Annotated in this window: 13 protein-coding genes; 7 read left to right on the top strand and 6 right to left on the bottom strand. The window is 42.9% G+C overall.

The window, feature by feature from the left end; genetic code table 11:
* Window positions 1-105: 105 nt before the first annotated feature.
* A complete protein-coding gene (glpD, locus tag ACE3G9_RS07665; RefSeq protein WP_449218831.1) occupies window positions 106-1,665 on the bottom strand; it encodes a glycerol-3-phosphate dehydrogenase in 1,560 nt (519 codons plus the stop codon).
* A 387-nt stretch (window positions 1,666-2,052) separates the two neighbouring features.
* Between glpD and ACE3G9_RS07670 the strand changes: the two genes are divergently transcribed.
* The 4 genes from ACE3G9_RS07670 to glpQ all read left to right on the top strand — a co-directional run bounded on the left by ACE3G9_RS07670 (window position 2,053) and on the right by glpQ (window position 7,303).
* Window positions 2,053-2,901 (top strand): MIP/aquaporin family protein, encoded by an 849-nt coding sequence (locus ACE3G9_RS07670; RefSeq protein ID WP_417879606.1) that lies wholly within the window; start codon window positions 2,053-2,055, stop codon window positions 2,899-2,901.
* 38 nt (window positions 2,902-2,939) lie between these two features.
* A complete protein-coding gene (glpK, locus tag ACE3G9_RS07675; RefSeq protein WP_417879607.1) occupies window positions 2,940-4,439 on the top strand; it encodes a glycerol kinase GlpK in 1,500 nt (499 codons plus the stop codon).
* Between the two features lie 247 nt (window positions 4,440-4,686).
* A complete protein-coding gene (glpT, locus tag ACE3G9_RS07680; RefSeq protein ID WP_417879608.1) occupies window positions 4,687-6,048 on the top strand; it encodes a glycerol-3-phosphate transporter in 1,362 nt (453 codons plus the stop codon).
* A gap of 142 nt (window positions 6,049-6,190) precedes the next feature.
* Complete coding sequence (gene glpQ, locus ACE3G9_RS07685) at window positions 6,191-7,303, top strand: glycerophosphodiester phosphodiesterase (protein WP_417879609.1); 1,113 nt, start codon at window positions 6,191-6,193, stop codon at window positions 7,301-7,303.
* A 279-nt stretch (window positions 7,304-7,582) separates the two neighbouring features.
* Here glpQ and ACE3G9_RS07690 read toward each other — a convergent pair whose 3' ends face one another.
* Window positions 7,583-9,916, bottom strand: coding sequence for a Tex family protein (locus tag ACE3G9_RS07690; protein ID WP_449218832.1), 2,334 nt, complete (start codon window positions 9,914-9,916; stop codon window positions 7,583-7,585).
* A 160-nt stretch (window positions 9,917-10,076) separates the two neighbouring features.
* On the opposite strand from ACE3G9_RS07690, the gene greB reads away from it, so the two are divergent.
* From greB to envZ, 3 genes are all read left to right on the top strand, one after another.
* Window positions 10,077-10,556 carry a transcription elongation factor GreB gene (gene greB / locus ACE3G9_RS07695; protein WP_417879611.1) on the top strand — a complete coding sequence of 160 codons (480 nt, stop codon included), beginning with the start codon at window positions 10,077-10,079 and terminating at the stop codon, window positions 10,554-10,556.
* 213 nt (window positions 10,557-10,769) lie between these two features.
* The gene (gene ompR / locus ACE3G9_RS07700) at window positions 10,770-11,492 is read left to right on the top strand and encodes an osmolarity response regulator transcription factor OmpR (protein WP_089124664.1); all 723 of its coding nucleotides are present in this window, start codon (window positions 10,770-10,772) and stop codon (window positions 11,490-11,492) included.
* Between the two features lie 216 nt (window positions 11,493-11,708).
* Complete coding sequence (envZ, locus tag ACE3G9_RS07705; protein WP_417879612.1) at window positions 11,709-13,052, top strand: two-component system sensor histidine kinase EnvZ; 1,344 nt, start codon at window positions 11,709-11,711, stop codon at window positions 13,050-13,052.
* A gap of 394 nt (window positions 13,053-13,446) precedes the next feature.
* On the opposite strand, the gene ACE3G9_RS07710 is transcribed toward envZ, so the two are convergent.
* The 4 genes from ACE3G9_RS07710 to slmA all read right to left on the bottom strand — a co-directional run bounded on the left by ACE3G9_RS07710 (window position 13,447) and on the right by slmA (window position 19,591).
* Window positions 13,447-14,808 carry a uracil-xanthine permease family protein gene (locus tag ACE3G9_RS07710; RefSeq protein WP_417879613.1) on the bottom strand — a complete coding sequence of 454 codons (1,362 nt, stop codon included), beginning with the start codon at window positions 14,806-14,808 and terminating at the stop codon, window positions 13,447-13,449.
* Between the two features lie 798 nt (window positions 14,809-15,606).
* Window positions 15,607-17,688, bottom strand: a complete 2,082-nt coding sequence (gene recG, locus ACE3G9_RS07715) for an ATP-dependent DNA helicase RecG (protein ID WP_449218833.1) — start codon at window positions 17,686-17,688, stop codon at window positions 15,607-15,609.
* Window positions 17,689-17,868: 180 nt separating this feature from the next.
* Window positions 17,869-18,840, bottom strand: a complete 972-nt coding sequence (lpxL, locus tag ACE3G9_RS07720) for an LpxL/LpxP family Kdo(2)-lipid IV(A) lauroyl/palmitoleoyl acyltransferase (RefSeq protein WP_449218834.1) — start codon at window positions 18,838-18,840, stop codon at window positions 17,869-17,871.
* 160 nt (window positions 18,841-19,000) lie between these two features.
* The gene (gene slmA, locus ACE3G9_RS07725) at window positions 19,001-19,591 is read right to left on the bottom strand and encodes a nucleoid occlusion factor SlmA (RefSeq protein WP_192999792.1); all 591 of its coding nucleotides are present in this window, start codon (window positions 19,589-19,591) and stop codon (window positions 19,001-19,003) included.
* Window positions 19,592-19,683: the final 92 nt, after the last annotated feature.

Consider the following 19,683-nt stretch of genomic DNA (forward strand, 5'->3'; position numbering starts at 1 on the left):
CTTTAATTCTTGTCATTAATATATAAAAACTAGTTTACGTGATTCGCGTAATGAAAGGCAATTTATCCGATCGCATACACTCAAGTAATGTTCAAAATGTTATAACTATCCCATCTTTTGTGCGCAATCGAGCTTTTTGTCATCTGTTTCATGAGACGTACGTTGTTGAGTTTTTTGTTCAATATAGTCATTGACTAACGCTTGCTCAACTTGAGATAACACTACACCCAATTTAGTTCGACGCCATAAAATATCTTCAGCGGTATAGGCATATTCATGCTCAAGTAAATAATCAATTTCATATTGATAAACCCCTTGGCCAAAGTGTTGCCCCATTTCCGATTCCGAATTAATACCTTTCAGCATTTCTCGAGCCTGAACACCATATTGATGGCAGTAGCGGCGTAAAGTTTTATCCTTCATCCAAGGGCATTGCTGACGCAGTTTCATGGTAAGCAAGTTCTCATCATAACCTTGACCGCCTGGTAATACTGATTCTGCTGTCCAACTATTGCCCATTTGTGGGAAGAAAGGAGACAGTTGCTTCATCGCTGACTCTGCCAGTTTACGATAAGTGGTTAACTTACCGCCAAAAATTGACAGTAGTGGCGCTTCTTCACCTTCTTGTTCAAGAGACAAGGTGTAGTCGCGAGTAATGGCTTGCGGTGAATCCGATTCATCATCACATAATGGACGAACACCGCTGTATGTAGAAACCACATCATCTGGCGATATTTGATGAATAAAGTGTTTATTGACCACTTCGATTAGGTAGTTAATTTCTTGTTCATCAATCGCTACTTGGCGTGGATCACCTTTATATTCGACATCGGTAGTGCCAATCAATGAATAGTCCTCAAGATAAGGAATGACAAACACAATGCGCTGATCATCGTTTTGTAGAATGTAGGCTTGTTCCTCATTGTGGATTTTCGGTACGATAATGTGTGAACCTTTGATCAAGCGAATACCGTAAGGTGATTGAGCATCCATATTATCGGTGATGAAGCTACGAACCCAAGGTCCTGTGGCATTCACTAACGCGTGAGATTGGCGTGTAAAGCGAGTGTTAGTTCGTTTGTCCAATAAGGTAACATGCCACAAGTCGCCTACTCGCTCGGCTTTTTCGACATGGCAATAGTTCTTAATTTCTGCGCCATGTTGCTCAGCTTGTTGAATATTGAGTAGCACTAAACGCGCATCATCGACCCAGCAATCTGAATATTCAAAGCCTTTGACCATTTCTTCTTTTAAAACATTGGTCGAGCGAAAATCAACACCATGGCTGCCTTTTAACGTTGTACGCTTGCCTAGATGATCATAGAGAAATAGACCCGCTCTAATCATCCAAGCCGGGCGTAAAAATGGGCGATGTGGCAAACGGAAACGCATCGGCTTGGCAATATGAGGCGCTTTTTTCAGTAATACTTCACGTTCTGCGAGTGACTCAGATACCAAACGAAACTCATAATGCTCTAGGTAGCGTAAGCCGCCATGGATTAATTTCGAACTGGCTGATGACGTAGCAGAAGCAAAGTCACTCGACTCATAAAGACCAACTTTTAAGTTTCTACCTGCCGCATCGGCAGCGATTCCTGCGCCGTTGATCCCACCACCGACAACAATGATATCTAACACTGTATTTACATTTTCTGGCTTGTTCATCTTAACCTCTGTTCGAATTTAGCGATTAAATGTTCGTTCGAGCATTTTTGTTTAATCTACCGAAAATAAAATTTCTGTCCAGAGCTATTTTTAAATTTTTTGTAGTAAGTTTAGGTGAATTTTGTTTTATCTAATTGTATTTTATAGATTTTATATGATTTTCTCTTATTGATTTATTTGTTTTTTATTATTTTTCATCGATATGTTACTGATTTTAATTATTGATTTATGAAATTCACCTCCATTCGTTTGTGTTCGAATAATTAAAAGTATGAGCGTACGCACATTTATGGTGATTGTTTGTTTACATAAATGAAACATATTGTAGGTTTAGCAACGAATTCTTCCAATAACTAGCTTTACTAAAAATAAGAATGGGTCGTCAGTATGTCTACAAATAATAAAAAACAATTGCTCGGGGAATGTTTGTCGGAATTTATCGGTACTGGCCTACTGATATTTTTCGGAGTCGGGTGTGTTGCTGCTTTAGTGTTAACTGGGGCAAGCTTTGGCCAATGGGAAATTAGTATTATTTGGGGGATAGGGGTTGCGATAGCGATTTACTGCACAGGTGGTGTGTCTGGTGCACATATTAATCCGGCGGTGACAATCGCGCTCGCTTTATTCCACGGTTTTGATAAGCGTAAAGTGGTGCCTTATATTGGGTCACAATTACTAGGTGCATTCAGTGCTGCAGCATTAGTGTATGGCTTATATGGCAATTTATTTATCAATTATGAACTGACACACAATATGGTGCGTGGTTCACAAGAGAGTTTGGCGTTGGCGGGTATCTTTTCGACTTATCCCAATCCTTTACTTAGTTTTAGTGGCGCTTTTGCTGTGGAGTTTGTCATCACTGCCGTATTAATGTTCGCAATTCTTGCTTTAGTTGATGATCGCAATGGTGCTCCTAATGGTGCGATGACTCCGTTATTAATCGGTCTATTGATTGCGGTAATAGGCGGTTCTTTGGGACCATTGACTGGTTTTGCAATGAACCCTGCACGTGATTTTGGGCCGAAGTTTTTCGCTTATTTAGCCGGATGGGGCGATATGGCGTTAACCGGTGGTAAAGATATTCCGTACTTTATTGTACCAATTCTTGCACCGATTTTTGGGGCTTCATTTGGTGGTTGGTTGTATCCAAAAGTAATCGGTTTTTACCTGAATAATGATCCACAAGAGGTTAATGTTCCCGCAGAACAGTCACCTCAAGTACCAAAGAATATTTAATTATCACAATAATAAAACGAATAAAGTAGGGAAATAACATGGAAAAGAAATACATCGTCGCTTTAGATCAAGGCACTACAAGCTCTCGCGCTGTCGTACTCGACCGTGATGCTAATATCGTTTGTAGTGCGCAACGTGAATTTACTCAAATTTATCCTCAAGCTGGTTGGGTAGAGCACGATCCTTTAGAGATTTGGGCATCGCAAAGTTCAACTCTAGTTGAAGCATTAGCCAAAGGTGGTTTGCATTCTGATGAAATCGCCGGGCTTGGTATCACTAACCAACGTGAAACCACGATTGTATGGAATCGTAAAACAGGTAAACCAGTTTACAATGCAATTGTGTGGCAATGCCGCCGCACTGCGAGTATTTGTGAAGAGCTAAAAAAAGCCGGTCTTGAAGAGTACATTCTAGAAAATACAGGCCTAGTAGTTGACCCATATTTCTCTGGAACCAAAGTAAAATGGATTCTTGATAATGTAGAAGGTGCTCGTCAGCAAGCTGAAAATGGTGAACTTGCTTTCGGTACCGTTGATTCATGGCTGATTTGGAATATGACTCAAGGTCGTACTCACGTGACCGACCCAACGAACGCTAGTCGTACAATGTTATTTAACATTAATACACTTGAATGGGATGATAAGCTGCTTGATGCGATGGGCATTCCTAAATCCATGATGCCAGAAGTGAAGTCTTCTTCAGAAGTTTACGCGCAAACTAATATTGGTGGTAAAGGCGGTACCCGTATTCCAATCGCAGGGATTGCAGGCGATCAGCAAGCGGCATTATTTGGTCAGATGTGTGTTGAAGCAGGTCAAGCCAAAAACACCTACGGTACAGGTTGCTTCTTATTAATGAATACCGGTGAGAAAAAAGTGACCTCACAAAATGGGCTTTTGACTACGCTGGCATGTGGCCCTAAAGGTGAAGTGAGTTACGCATTGGAAGGCGCAGTCTTTATGGGAGGAGCTTCAATTCAATGGTTGCGTGATGAATTACGTTTAATTACTGATGCTGCGGATACCGAATACTTCGCCACGAAAGTAGAAACCTCTAACGGTGCTTATGTAGTACCAGCATTTACTGGACTAGGTGCGCCACACTGGGACCCGTATGCACGTGGCGCAATTGTTGGCTTAACTCGCGGGGTGAATCGTAATCACATTATCCGAGCGACTTTAGAAAGTATTGCTTACCAATCATTAGATGTGATTTCAGCGATGCAGGCTGATTCAGGCATTCAGTTGGATTTCCTTAAAGTTGATGGCGGCGCAGTTGCTAATAACTTCCTAATGCAGTTCCAATCGGATGTGTTAAATACTGAGGTGCAACGCCCAGTGGTCACCGAAGTGACGGCATTAGGTGCGGCCTACCTTGCTGGTCTTGCCGTTGGATTTTGGGGAAGCATTGATGAGTTAAAACACAAATCTGTGCTCGATCGTTCATTCCAACCATGTGCTGATGATGGCAAACGTCAACGCCGTCATGATGGCTGGAAGCGCGCGGTTGAATGTGCGAAAGGTTGGGTGCAGGAGTAAATTAATATTCATGTTGGAAAATAAACGTCAAGCATGAAAATAATAATATTTTTATGCTTACGTTTTAATTAATTTTGATCTGACTTTTTAAAACCTGATCATGATTAGTTTGTGTGAATTTTATTTTTATATTGATTGAATGGTTTTTATTGCTTGTATTTCAATATGAATACTTTGCTGATCTTTTAATTTATCCAGTGATATAAAAATACGTTATGAAATAAAATCAATAATAACAGGGGTCATTATGTTTCATATATTTAAGCCTCAAGCGCATATAGAACGCTTGAGCGAAGGTGAAGTTAGTACTACTTATACTCGTTTACGCTGGCAACTTTTTTTGGGCATCTTTTTTGGCTATGCGGGATATTACTTAGTACGTAAAAATTTTAGTTTGGCAATGCCATACTTGATTGAAGAAGGGTTTACTCGTGGGCAATTAGGCGTAGCACTTTCTGCGGTATCTATTGCTTATGGTTTATCTAAATTTTTAATGGGGAGTGTATCGGATCGCTCTAACCCTAGGTATTTCCTATCAGTTGGTCTGGTCATGTCATCATTGATTATGCTGTGTTTTGGTTTTATGCCATGGGCAACAGGTAGTGTTACTGCCATGTTCATTTTGTTGTTCTTAAATGGCTGGTTCCAAGGTATGGGGTGGCCAGGTTGTGGTCGAACTATGGTGCACTGGTGGTCTAAAAAAGAACGAGGGGAGATCGTTTCTGTTTGGAATGTCGCGCATAATGTGGGCGGAGGTCTAATTGGTCCATTATTTTTAGTTGGTTTATGGGCATTTAATGATGATTGGCGTTCGGCTTTTTATGTGCCAGCCTTTGCAGCAATTTTAGTTGCTTTCTTTATTTGGTTAACTGTGCGCGATACACCTCAATCATGTGGTCTTCCTCCTATTGAAGAATATAAAGATGATTATCCAGAGGATTACAGTCAAGAATATGAAAAAGAGCTTTCAGCCAAAGAAATTTTCTTTCAATTCGTATTTAATAATCCTGTACTTTGGATTATTGCTGTTGCTAACGCCTTCGTTTATTTAATTCGTTATGGTGTGCTTGACTGGGCTCCTGTTTATCTTGGTGAAGTAAAGCACTTTACGGTTGATAAATCTTCTTGGGCTTATTTCCTTTATGAGTGGGCTGGTATTCCAGGAACCTTATTGTGCGGTTGGATTTCCGATAAGTTATTTAAAGGTAAACGCGCACCCGCCGGTATCTTATTTATGGTACTTGTTACTATCGCGGTGCTTGTGTATTGGTTTAACCCACCAGGTCAACCTACCATCGATATGCTGGCCTTGATCACTATTGGTTTCTTAATCTATGGTCCGGTCATGTTGATTGGTTTATACGCGCTGGAACTTGTGCCTAAAAAAGCGGCAGGTACGGCAGCTGGTTTGACGGGGTTATTTGGTTACTTGGGTGGTGCAGTTGCAGCGAACGCGATTCTCGGTTATACCGTCGATCACTTCGGTTGGGATGGCGGCTTCATGGTATTAACCGCAGCCTGTGTGATTTCTATACTTTGCTTCATCGTGGCGCATTTTGGTGAAGGTAAATACCGTGGTGAAAATAGCCTTAAATTCAAAGTAAGTTAATCACATTGATTAATGTATCATCAAAAATTCACTGTGCTTTATTTAAGGGGTCACTTTAAAAGAGCACAGTGTTTTTTGTTCGTATTTGAATAACTATGTGCAAGATAAATACAATTAACAGATTCGCCTTAAGGAGCAATAAATGTTGTCAATTCATTTTTTATTGAAAAAAAAGTTAATGAAAAAAAGAACCTGCTTATTGGGTTTAGCGGTGATTTCGAATATTGGTTTAGTAAATGTTAGTTGGGCTAAAGATCCGGCTCAAATCGTGATTGCACACCGTGGTGCTTCTGGATATTTACCTGAACATACTTTACCGGCAAAAGCGTTAGCCTATGGAATGAAACCTGATTATATCGAGCAAGATGTAGTAATGACTAAAGATGACCAACTGGTTGTTTTACATGACCATTATTTGGATCGTGTGACTAATGTGGCAACAATTTTTCCAAACCGTGCTCGAAAAGATGGGCGTTATTATGCCATTGATTTCACTTTGGCGGAAATTAAACAGTTAAAAGTAACCGAAGGTTTTGTGTTGGATAATTCTGGTCACCCTAAAGCCACATTCCAAGAGCGCTTTCCTATTTGGCAATCTAACTTTTCTGTTCCCACCTTTGCCGAAGAAATTGAAATGATTCAAGGTTTAAATAAAACTTTAGGCTATAACGTGGGGCTGTATCCTGAGATTAAAGCGCCTGCTTTTCATCGCCATGAAGGGAAGGATATCAGCAAGGCGGTGCTGGTTATGTTGAAACACTATGGGTACACCAGTAAAAACGATAAGGTTTATTTGCAATCCTTTGATCCAATTGAGCTTAAACGTATTGATAAAGAGTTGATGCCAAAAATGAATATGGATCTTAAATTGGTTCAGTTAATGGCTTATACCAACTGGAATACAACCATGGTATATCAAGGTGACAAATCAACCCCTTATAGCTATGACTGGATGTTTAAAGCCGATGGAATGCAAAAAGTCGCGAAATATGCCGATGGTATCGGACCATGGAAACCGATGGTGATTGATGAAAAATCAACGCCTTCTAATATCATGGTAATGCCTCTGGTGGAACGGGCTAAAACAGCTGGGTTGAAAATTCACCCTTATACTTTCCGAGCAGATGAAGGCCGTATTCCGAGTTATGCGAAAGATTTCAATGATATGTTGGATATTTTTTACAACAAAGCTAAGGTCGACGGTGTGTTTACTGATTTTCCAGATAAAGCAGTGACATTTTTGCATCGTAAATAATAGTTGCAAGTTAGACCCTGGAATATTGATATTCAGTGCATCATAGCTAACAGATTATTAACTATTTGTAGGAAATGGTGTTTTTGGTTTTTCGAGCCACGAGCAGCAACGCGCCAGAAGCACGAGTTATGAGCATGCTTTCTCATAACTCGGGCGCAGCGTTCAGGTAAAACGCAACAAAAAGTCATGAGTACCTAGTTTCGGGTTGTGTGCAAAAGCAACAACGATCGAGAAATCGCTCTTCTTCGAAACTAGGAACTTGAATTCGCTACCTCTTTTCTACTTTTTCGCTTTAGCAAATGCTGCTGCAAACGCACCGCCCATTGCTGCATTAGCCGGTTCTGCTTGGCGTTGGTTTTGTTGGCGCGGAGCCTGACGACGATCATTATTCGTCTTAGCACTACGTTGTGAGTTTTGCTCGCCCGGCTGATCGTTTAAACGCATGGTGAGTGCAATACGTTTACGCTGAATATCCACTTCCATGACTTTAACTTTCACGATATCACCCGCTTTCACTACTTCACGTGGGTCTGCCACATAGCGATCGGTCAAAGCAGAAATATGTACTAATCCATCCTGGTGAACGCCGATATCAACAAAGGCACCAAAGTTAGCCACATTCGATACCACACCTTCCAAAATCATGCCGATTTCCAGATCTTTAACTTCATTCACCCCTTCAGCAAAGGTTGCGGTTTTAAACTCAGGACGAGGATCTCGACCCGGCTTATCTAGTTCTTTGATGATGTCGGTAACGGTCGGTAGACCAAACGTATCATCGGTATAATCTGTCGCACGTAGATTACGTAAGAAATCGCTATCGCCCAGTAATGCTTTGGTCGCTTTACCGGTTTGCTCAGCAATTTTCTTGACGACAGGGTAGGCTTCTGGGTGAACCGATGAAGCATCCAGTGGGTTTTTACCGTTCATAATACGTAAGAAACCCGCACACTGTTCAAAGGCTTTTGGCCCTAAACGAGGCACTTTTTTCAGCGCGGTACGTGAATCAAAACGGCCTTGCTCATTACGATAATCAACAATGTTTTGCGCCATCGTCGTCGATAAACCGGCCACGCGAGTCAGCAGTGCAGCAGACGCCATATTGACATCTACCCCAACCGCATTCACACAGTCTTCTACTACCGCATCAAGGCGTTTGGCGAGCATTGACTGGCTGACATCGTGTTGATATTGACCAACCCCAATCGATTTAGGATCAATCTTCACTAATTCTGCCAATGGATCTTGCAAGCGACGAGCAATAGACACGGCACCACGTAGGGATACATCCATATCGGGGAATTCTTTGGCGGCTAATTCAGAGGCAGAATACACCGATGCACCGGCTTCGCTGACCATGATTTTTTGCACTTTTAAGTTGTGATGCTTGATGATGTCGGCAACCAAAGTATCGGTTTCACGTGAAGCAGTACCATTACCAATCGCAATCAAATCGACATTGTGCGCTTTCACTAATTTCAAAATCGTACTAGTCGATGCTTCGATTTTATTATGCGGCTGATGTGGATAAATAGTTTCCGTTGCCAGTACTTTACCAGTGGCATCGACCACTGCGATTTTTGAGCCAGTACGTAAACCTGGATCTAAACCTAGAGTCGCGCGAGGGCCAGCGGGAGCTGCCATCAATAAATCTTTTAGGTTGGTAGCAAACACTTCAATCGCTTCGATTTCAGAGCGTTCTTTCATTGCGCCCATCAATTCGGTTTCAAGGTGCATTGAAATCTTAATCCGCCACGCCCAACTGATTACTTGTTTGCGCCAGTTATCGGCAGGGGCCATCTCACTAGCAATAGGGCTGAAGTGAATGCGGTAGTGTTCAGCAATAATGGTTTCACAATACGAACCACGTACGCTTTCTTCTTGCGCCGGGTCAGCATTAAGGCTTAATTGTAAGAAGCCTTCATTACGGCCACGTAACATGGCGAGGGCGCGGTGTGACGGTACTCGGCTGATCAGTTCATTATGTTCAAAGTAGTCTTTAAACTTCTCGCCTTCTTGCTCTTTGCCAGTGATCACACGAGATTGCAGCTCGGCATTTTTTTGCAAGTAAGTACGCACTTTGTCTAGAAGGTCAGCATCTTCCGCCATGCGTTCCATTAAAATTGCGCGCGCACCATCCAGTGCTGTTTTGGTATCGGCAATGGAATCTTTAACGTACTTAGCCGCTTCTACTTCAGGATCGAGTCGCGGGTTTTGCCATAGTGCATCGGCTAGAGGTTCAAGGCCTGCTTCAATAGCGATTTGGCCTTTAGTACGACGCTTTGGTTTGTAAGGGAGATAGAGGTCTTCTAAGCGGGTTTTGCTATCGGTCGTTAAGATTTCTTTTTCAAGCTCAGGCGTTAGCTTATCTTGATCACGAATCGATTTTAGAATGGTTTGGCGGCGGTCATCCAGTTCACGTAAATAGCTTAAACGGCTATCTAAATTACGTAGTTGAGTATCGTCTAAGCCGCCAGTGACTTCTTTACGATAACGCGCGATAAAAGGTACAGTGTTGCCATCGTCGATTAAGGTGACCGTGGCAAGAACTTGTTCAACGCGAACATTTAATTCTTGAGCGATGATCTGACAGATTTGGTTCTGTTGGCTCATGGTGTCTCTCTTTATAATGCTTACTGTTGGCTAAGATTCTGCAAGCTAATCGACTAGGGAGCAAGGGATTAATCTTGAGTTGGCGATAAATTAACAATCGACTTTGCAGTATAATCAAAACTATTAACGTTTAATTGGTGTTATTTTTCAGGATATCGATGTGAAAACTAAACTGATCACCCGAGAGGGCTATAATAAGCTAAAAGCTGAACACGATCATTTGTGGCATGAAAAACGCCCGGAGATCACTAAGATAGTGACTTGGGCTGCTAGCCTAGGTGATCGCTCTGAAAACGCTGACTACACCTTTAACAAACGTTTACTTCGTCAAATAGACCGACGGGTGCGATTCCTACGCAAGTTTCTGCCCGAAGTAACCATAGTAGATTATTCTCCTGAACAAGAAGGAAAGGTTTTCTTCGGAGCTTGGGTCGAAATTGAAAACGAAGCTGGGGATGTGAAGTCATTTCGCATTGTGGGGCCGGAAGAAATTTATGGCGATGCAAAAGACTATATTTCAATTGATTCGCCAATGGCACGAGCCTTGTTGAAAAAAGAAGTAGACGATGAAGTCGTAGTCAAAACCCCCGATGGTGATAAAGCATGGTTTGTGAACGCTATTAGTTATAAAAAACCATAAAAAGAGTATGCATTTGTTACAAACTGGTACTTAGTTAAAGACAATTTGCTTTATATTTAAGTATTCTGAGTAAAGTTTCGATTAGGTGTATGTTCAGCCCGATTGATACCCAAGTAACTTCAAGATGATAGCTCTGAATTCTGTATCTTGAAGTCACTTGGGTATAGGGTATATTGATTAAAATCACCAGTGATAGTGAATAGGAAGAATTCAATGCAACAAGAAAATTACAAAATTCTAGTGGTCGATGACGATGCCCGTCTACGTTCATTGCTCGAACGTTATTTATCAGAGCAAGGTTTTCAAGTACGTAGTGTTGCCAATGCTGAGCAAATGGACCGTTTATTAACCCGTGAAAACTTTCACTTAATGGTGCTCGATTTAATGTTGCCTGGTGAAGATGGCTTATCTATTTGCCAGCGTTTACGCAAAGATAATAACCAACTACCAATTGTAATGCTGACTGCGAAAGGGGATGAAATCGATCGTATCGTTGGTCTAGAAGTTGGTGCCGATGATTACTTACCAAAACCATTTAACCCACGTGAGTTGCTAGCGCGTTTACGTGCAGTATTGCGTCGCCAATCAGTAGAAGCGCCGGGAGCGCCAAGCTCAGATGAAGAAATCGTTAAGTTTGGTGAATTTACTTTAAACTTAGGTACTCGTGAAATGTTCCGCGGTGAAGAGCCAATGCCACTAACCTCGGGCGAATTTGCGGTATTGAAGATTTTGGTCACCCATGCTCGTACACCAATGTCCCGTGACAAGTTAATGAACATGGCACGTGGCCGTGAATATTCAGCAATGGAGCGTTCGATTGATGTACAAATCTCTCGTCTTCGCCGCATGCTAGAAGAAGATCCAAGCCATCCTCGTTATATTCAAACGGTTTGGGGCTTAGGTTATGTCTTTGTTCCTGATGGGAAGAAGGTGTAATACGGGGCTCGAACCTCGTCGCTCGTTACTCGAAAAAGCGCAGAGCTGCAAAGCAACGCGCTTTTATTTTATGTGCTCTATGATGGATCTTAGCTACGACAAGCGAAGCGCCCTAGCCATGAGAAACGATAACTGATTGACAGTCACCCTAATGACTATCAAACTTCTTTTTAATTATTAGTAACCTTTCTATTTCTTATTTAATCGGTACTTTCCATGCTTCGCTTTCGCAGTTCTCGTACTCAAACTGTTTTTTTCTTAGTGGTTCTTCTGATCGCTAGCCAAGTTTTGTCTTATATGATCGTGTTTAACTACGCGTTACTTCCGAGCCTTAAACAATTTAATCGGATTCTTTCCCACGAAGTTCGGCTGATGTTAGACGAAGAAGATATGTTGAAGCAATCAGGTGAACAAGAACGACCATTTCGTCGTGAGCTACTAGCTGAACTTGGGGTGTCAATTTACCCGAAAGATTCTCCGCAAGCTAAAGAGTTTGAGGTTGCCTCAGCTATCGACTTTTTGAGTGAAGAAATGGGGGCTGAAGTGGGCTCACCGACGGAAGTTCGGTTAGTTTTAAGTGCTGAAAGTTATGTTCTATGGCTTAAAGTCGATGCTTTGCCCGATCACCTCATCCGTATTCCGCTAACCGAATTAACTGAAAAAGATTTTGCACCTTTGTTTCGCAACAGCCTGTTAATTGCCTTGTTATTAATTGCTGGTATGTGGTTTTTCATGCGTTTGCAAAATAGGCCATTAGTGGCATTGGAAGATGCGGCGAAGAAAGTGGGTAAAGGGGAAATTCCTGATCCGGTACCAGAAAAAGGTGCGTCAGAAATTTTAGCTGTAACCAAAGCGTTTAACCAAATGTCGAAAGGTATCCAAGCCCTAGAAGAAGATCGCGCTTTATTAATGTCGGGCATTAGCCATGATTTACGCACCCCGTTAACACGTATTCGTTTAGCCACCGAAATGATGTCACCGCAAGATGATTACCTAGCTGAAAGCATGATTAAAGACACCGAAGAGTGTAATGAAATTATTAGTCAATTTATGGATTACCTTAAACCAGCTCATACCAAAGATCACCAAGCGGTAAACTTAAATCAAATTGTCTCGGAAGTGGTGGTTGCAGAGCAAGATAAACACAGTACCGATTTTGAATTAACCATTACTGAAGGGATTCGTCATGCTCTAGGTGAAGCCGTGGCGCTTAAGCGTGTAGTATCTAACTTAATTGTTAACGCATTACGTTATGGCAATGGCTGGATTAAAGTGTCTACCGGTATGACGGCAGATAATAAGTTGGTTTGGGTTACTGTTGAAGATAATGGACCTGGCATTGATAAAGCCCAACTCGCATCGTTATTTGAACCTTTCACCCGGGGGGATACTGCTCGTGGTAGCAGTGAAGGTGCGGGATTAGGGCTTGCGATTGTTAAGCGTATTGTCAGCCAGCATCAAGGCCTAATTGTCGTCACCAACCGTACTCAAGGTGGTTTGAAAGTGCAGATCAGTATTCCAACCGCGAAGAAAGATAAGAGATTGGTTAGAGAAGGGTAAGCGCGAGCCGAGCTTCGGGGACGCTGCGCTAGGGAGCCGGGGAGATTGTTGCGTGTGACGTGTTTCGAGTAGCGTGTAAAAAGCAACAGCGTGTGGCTGGGTAGATACGTCGTCATCCCCTACATGAGCCTAAGCGAAGAAGATAGGGGATCTACTAAAAGCGTATTGAATCATTCTGTTTGTCATAGCTTATTGCGCGTGGTGATTAGATTCCCGCTCTCGCTAAGGCTCGGCAGGAATGACGCTTTCTGAGGGGTTCGTGTAAAAGCATAGCGATCGCTGAACTGCTCTTCCCAGGGACCAGAAACTAGGAACCTTTATTTCCTTACTCGTATCTAGTGCGCCTCGCTTCTCGTAACTCGAAGCGGAGCGCACTCGGATCTAGCTACACTTTCTAATCCTCTTTATTTGTCGGCAACAACATACTGAGTAAAATTGCGGTGATCCCACCTGCAGCCACACCTGATGAGAAAATACTCTTAATAAATTCAGGCATAAATTGCAGAATCTCTGGCTTTTGCGCAATGCCTAGCCCCATCGAGAACGACAGTGCCATGATTAAAATCGCGCGACGGTCTAAATCAACACGTGAAATAATACGAACCCCAGCTGCGGCAATTGTGCCGAACATCACGATAGTCGCGCCGCCAAGTACTGGTTCTGGAATTAACTGTACAAAACTTGCTACGCCCGGAAATAAACCCAGAATAATCAGCATGCCAGAAATAAAGTAACCCACGTAACGACTCGCGACACCCGTTAACATTATGATGCCGTTGTTTTGGCTAAAGGTTGAATTAGGGAAGCTGTTAAAGAGTGCGGCAATGGCAGAGTTTAAACCATCGGCTAACACACCACCTTTGATACGTTTTAGGTAAACCGGGCCATCAACTGGCTCGCCTGAAACTTCTGACGTTGCGGTAATATCACCAATCGCTTCTAGTGCGGTGATAAGGAAGATTAGCACTAAAGGAATAAACAGCGACCAATCAAACCCTAGACCAAATTGCATCGGAATCGGCAAGGCGACTACTTCAGTATGAGCGGTTTGGCTGAGATCAAGCATTCCCATGAAATAAGCTACAACGCAGCCGACAAGCATCGCAATCACAATGGATGCTACACGTAAATATGGGTTTTTCGCTCGATTTAAAATCACGATTAAACCTAATACTACGCCAGCAAGTGCTAGGTTATCCAAACTGCCGAAGGTGTTGTTTTCCATTGCGCCATAGCCACCACCAATTGAGACTAAGCCGATTTGGATTAGCGTTAAACCAATTAATGTCACTACAATGCCCGACACGAGTGGGGTAATAATTTTTTGTGCGTACTGCAAAATGCGAGATAAGAAGATTTCCGCACTAGAAGCTACCAAGATAGTGCCGAAAATCGCTGCCATCATAGTTTCAATCGAAGCGCCACCGGCCTTCAACGATAAGCCAGCGCCGATGATCGGTCCGAGAAAGTTAAAACTAGTGCCTTGAATGGAAAGCAAACCAGAACCAATAGGCCCAATAGTGCGTATTTGTATAAATGAACAAATACCCGAAGCAAATAGTGACATGCTGATAATGGTATTGGTTTGCTCGGCAGGCACCCCTAAAGATTGGCAAATTATAAGGGAAGGGGTGATGACCGCAACAAACATCGCAAGTAAGTGTTGCAGAGCGGCAAAAATGGTTTGAGGAAAGGGTGGACGATCATTTAATTGATACACCAGTTCCGTAGGTCGTGAAGCATGCGGGGCAGTCATAATCTTCCTTATAATCCAAATATTTTTTGACTGATACGTCAAGAATTTTGCGCATATTATAAGAGGTTGGATGAAGAAAGCAAACGTTTGCGCGCAAGCGATTATCGAGTCTAGGGTGTTTCACTTCTCGTGACTCGGAAAAGAAAGAGCAGAGTGATTGTGGCGAGTTGAGTGTTTTGATTAAAAGTAAAAGCGTGTGAGCTTGGGGTAAGTACGTCGTCATCCCCTACATGAGCCTAAGCGAAGAAGATAGGGGATCTACTAAAAGCGTATTGAATCATTCTGTTTGTCATAGCTTATTGCGCGTGGTGATTAGATTCCCGCTCTCGCTAAGGCTCGGCAGGAATGACATTTTTTTGTGGGTTTCGTGTACGTGTAAAAGCAATAGCGAGCGCTGAACGGCTCTTCCTAGGAACCGAAACTAGGAACCTTTATTTCGTTACTCGTATCTAGAGCGCTCTGCTTCTCGTGACTCGGAAAAGAAAGAGCAGAGTGATTGTGGCGAGTTGAGTGTTTTGATTAAAAGTAAAAGCGTGTGAGCTTGGGGTAAGTACGTCGTCATCCCCTACATGAGCCTAAGCGAAGAAGATAGGGGATCTACTAAAAGCGTATTGAATCATTCTGTTTGTCATAGCTTATTGCGCGTGGTGATTAGATTCCCGCTCTCGCTAAGGCTCGGCAGGAATAACATTTTTTTGTGGGTTTCGTGTACGTGTAAAAGCAATAGCGAGCGCTGAACGGCTCTTCCTAGGAACCTTTATATCGTAGCGCTCTCGGATCTTGAAACCGCTTTTATTCTTACGCCTTCACATACTCACTACGCTCACCCAACCAACGCTCAACGATCGCTTTGGCATTATTTGGATATTGCTGGTGGATGTGGCGAGCAATGCGTTGTACTTCGGGGATTAGGTATTGATCTCGCAGTAAATCGGCGATTTTAAAATCCGCTACGCCAGTCTGCTTGGTGCCGAGTACTTCGCCGGGTCCTCGGATTTCGAGATCTTTCTGGGCTATCACAAAACCATCGTTACTTTCACGTAGCACGCCGAGACGCTTTTGCGCGGTTTTAGACAGTGGCGCGTGATAAAGCAGCACACAAGAACTAGCAACCGAGCCACGTCCTACTCGACCACGTAACTGATGCAGTTGTGCTAAGCCTAAACGCTCAGGGTTTTCGATGATCATCAAACTGGCGTTAGGTACATCGACTCCAACTTCAATCACGGTAGTAGCGACTAATAAATGTAATTCACCGGATTTGAATTGCTGCATCACTTGCTGTTTTTCGGAGGGCTTCATACGACCATGCACCAAACCAATGTTAAGTTCAGATAGTTGGTGTTGTAATTCTTCTGCGGTATCCGCAGCAGCTTGAGCTTCTAATACTTCGGATTCATCAATTAAAGTACACACCCAATATGCTTGTTTACCTTCTTGGGCACAAGCGATGCGAACTCGTTCGATAATGTCGTTTCGGCGAGTATCAGCAATCGCGACGGTTTGAATCGGCGTTCGACCGGGCGGCAGCTCATCAATAATGGATGTTTCCAAATCGGCATAAGCGGTCATCGCAAGGGTGCGCGGAATTGGCGTCGCCGTCATGATTAGCTGATGAGGATAACTACCTTGTCGCTTCCCTTTCTCGCGCAACTCTAAACGTTGGTGAACACCAAAGCGGTGTTGTTCATCAATGATCACTAGCGCTAGATGATTAAATTCCACATGCTGCTGAAAAAGTGCGTGAGTGCCCACTATCATCTTTGCTTCACCAGAGGCAATGCGCCCTAGCTGAGTTTGTTTGGCTTTTCCTGTTAATTTACCTGCTAACCAGCCGACTGAAATACTGAGTGGCTCTAACCATTGGGCAAAATTAATTGCATGTTGTTCGGCTAATAACTCGGTTGGTGCCATCAATGCGACTTGATAACCTTGTTCTAATGCGTGAGTGGCTGCTAACACTGCAACGAGCGTTTTACCGGAGCCAACATCGCCTTGCACTAATCGCATCATTGGGTGTGGCTGTTGTAAGTCTTTTTCAATCTCTCTGACTACACGAGCTTGAGCATTAGTTGGCGTAAAAGGCAGAGTGGCGAGCAGTTGCTGTTTAAGTTGGCCAGTGCAGTTGAGTGGTAATGACGGATCTTGTTGCCCTTTACTACGCACATCCAACATAGATAAATTCTGTGCGAGCAATTCTTCAATAATTAAGCGTCGTTGTGCTGGGTGCTTACCCAATTCAAATTGTTGTATATCAATGTTAGGAGAAGGGCGATGAATGGTATGCAGCGCTTGGTTTAAGGTAATTTGATGATCGTATAAACCGCTAGGCAGTAATTCAGTTACTGCAGAACTATCTAATAATTCGAGTGCTTGGTCGGTTAAGCTTTTGAGCGTATTTTGGCGTAAACCATCAGTCGTTGGATAAATCGGCGTTAAGCTTTGTTCCAACTGCGGCGTATCATTGCCATTTAAAAAGTGATAGTCAGGGTGCATGATCTCAAGCCCCATATTGCCGCGTTTGATTTCACCATAAGCGTAGAGCGGGCGACCTTCGGCAAAGCTGTTTTTCATGCCAGCATTGAAATTGAAAAAGCGTAAAGTCAGGGTGCCATTGCCATCACTCACTTTGACGGTCAGCATTTTTTTGCGACCAAAGTGAGTATCGCAACTCATCACTCGACCTTGAATCGCGACAAATAATCCGGCATGTAATTTGGCGATAGGGTAGACACGAGTACGATCTTCGTAGCGCAAAGGCAAATGAAACAGTAAATCTTGGATTGAATGTAAACCTATCTTGGCTAGTTTTTCAGCCACCTTTGCCCCAACACCTGAAAGGGAAGTTAATGGTACCGCGGAAAGGATTTGTGGTTGCATTGAGGATTCTCGTATGTCGGGCGCTTCGCTGCTCGTGACTCGAAAAAGAAGGAGCCAACAAGCAGAGCGTTTCTCGTGTTTCGTTTTAGGGAGCTACGTTTTCGAATAAAGCACTTCATCGGTTAGTGGCAGTGCTATCGAGTCACGAGCTACGATAAGCGAAGCGATCGAGCCTCGCGTTTATTTATACCTAATCCCTTTCGGCTGTCCATCAGACATGGTCTTGAAGCGTTTATGTAGCCACATCCATTGATCACCACCACGTAAAATCAGTTTTTCAATGGTTTTATTCATGAGAGTAGCGGCACCTTCAGGATCACGACGTGGGAAGCTTTCACTAATATCCTGCTCGATTCGGAAGTCGTAACGGAAACCGACTCTGAAACAAGAAACAGGAAGTACCGCACATTTACTTGCGTCAACTAACACACTAGTGCCGGTGGTTGTGCAGGCATCTTGAACTGCAAAGAAAGGCACAAATACTGAATTTTTAGGGCCATAGTCATGATCTGGTAGATAGAATAACTTTTTGCCTCTGCGTAGAACTTTCAACATACCTTTTACGTCTTTACGGTCGACCATAATGTTGCCGTTGCGAGTACGGCCCCAATGCTGAATAAAGTTATAAGCTGGATTGTTGTGTGGGCGATAAACACCATAACCTGGGGAGAATAACGCGCAACAGCGTGCGGTTAATTCAACATTAAGGGCATGAACACCACAGATCAACGTGCCGCGACCTTGCTCTTCGAATCGAGTTAGACGATCGACGTGATAATAACCCACACGTTTTTTTAAACGCCAATCAGGCCAAAACCAAGCAATCGCACTTTCAAAGATCGCAAAGCCAGTATTTTTGAAGTTCTCCTTAACCACATAATCACGACGAGTCTGACTGATTTCTGGAAAGCATAGCTCAAGGTTACGTTGGGCAACTTTTACACGTTTCTTAACGATAAACATCGATAAGTAACCCAATGAACGGCCAGCACAATATAAAACGCGATACGGTAAAACATTGACAAGTAAAGCGATAAAACCAAAGCCGAGCCAAACGCCCCAGTATTTCGGGTGTAATAAGTTAAGTGAAAACTTTGGTGGCACAAAATTGACCAGAGATTCCTCTTTTTGGGATGGTTTGTTATCGGTCATTCATTTCTCTCTAAAATTATGCGTATTGATGGTTAAAAGATTTACGAATCTCGGGCACTTCGTTTCTCGTGACTCGTTGCTCGAAATGATTTCGACTTTCGCAATTGTTTCTTTTTCGAGAAACAAGCAGCGCAGCGGTCGAGTAACGAGTCTCGTTCTTTTATTCCATCTGCGCTTTTAACAACGCCCAATATTGCTCAAAATTTTCTGTTGGTTGGTATTTAAAATCTGAGCGTACAAAGCGGTTTAAACTACCTTCGACTTGACCTAATAATTGAGCTGCTAAAATCGATTCATCGACCGGAAAGCTTTTACCTTCACGAATTTGACGTTCACGCAGGATTTGGCGTAGCTGAGTTTCAATGCGATCAAATAATTGATTAATACGGCTACGTAGGCGTTCATTTTCAAACATTAATGCGTGACCAGACATGATACGAGATAAGCCAGGGTTACGCTCAGCAAAGGCTAATAACAATTGTAGGACCAAACGAATGCGGTTCAAGGTATCTTTTTCTTCGGCTAAAATTCGGTTGATGCGAGATAACAAGGCATCTTCAATAAACTCAATTAAGCCTTCAAACATACGTGCTTTACTTGGAAAGTGACGATAAAGTGCCGCTTCTGAAACCCCAACTTGTTTCGCCAATTTCGCGGTAGTAATACGCGAGGCACCATCTGTTGACTCTAACATTTGCGCCAATGCCTGAAGGATCTCTTCACGACGATTATGTTTTTTTGGCCCTGCCATGGTTTTTCCTTGTTTTATCTTATCGTTTTTCGAGCGCTACGCTTCTAGTCTCTCGTTTCTCGAGGTTATGTGACTTAAGTTGAGCAAAGATA

The organism is Vibrio sp. E150_018, assembly GCF_053544035.1.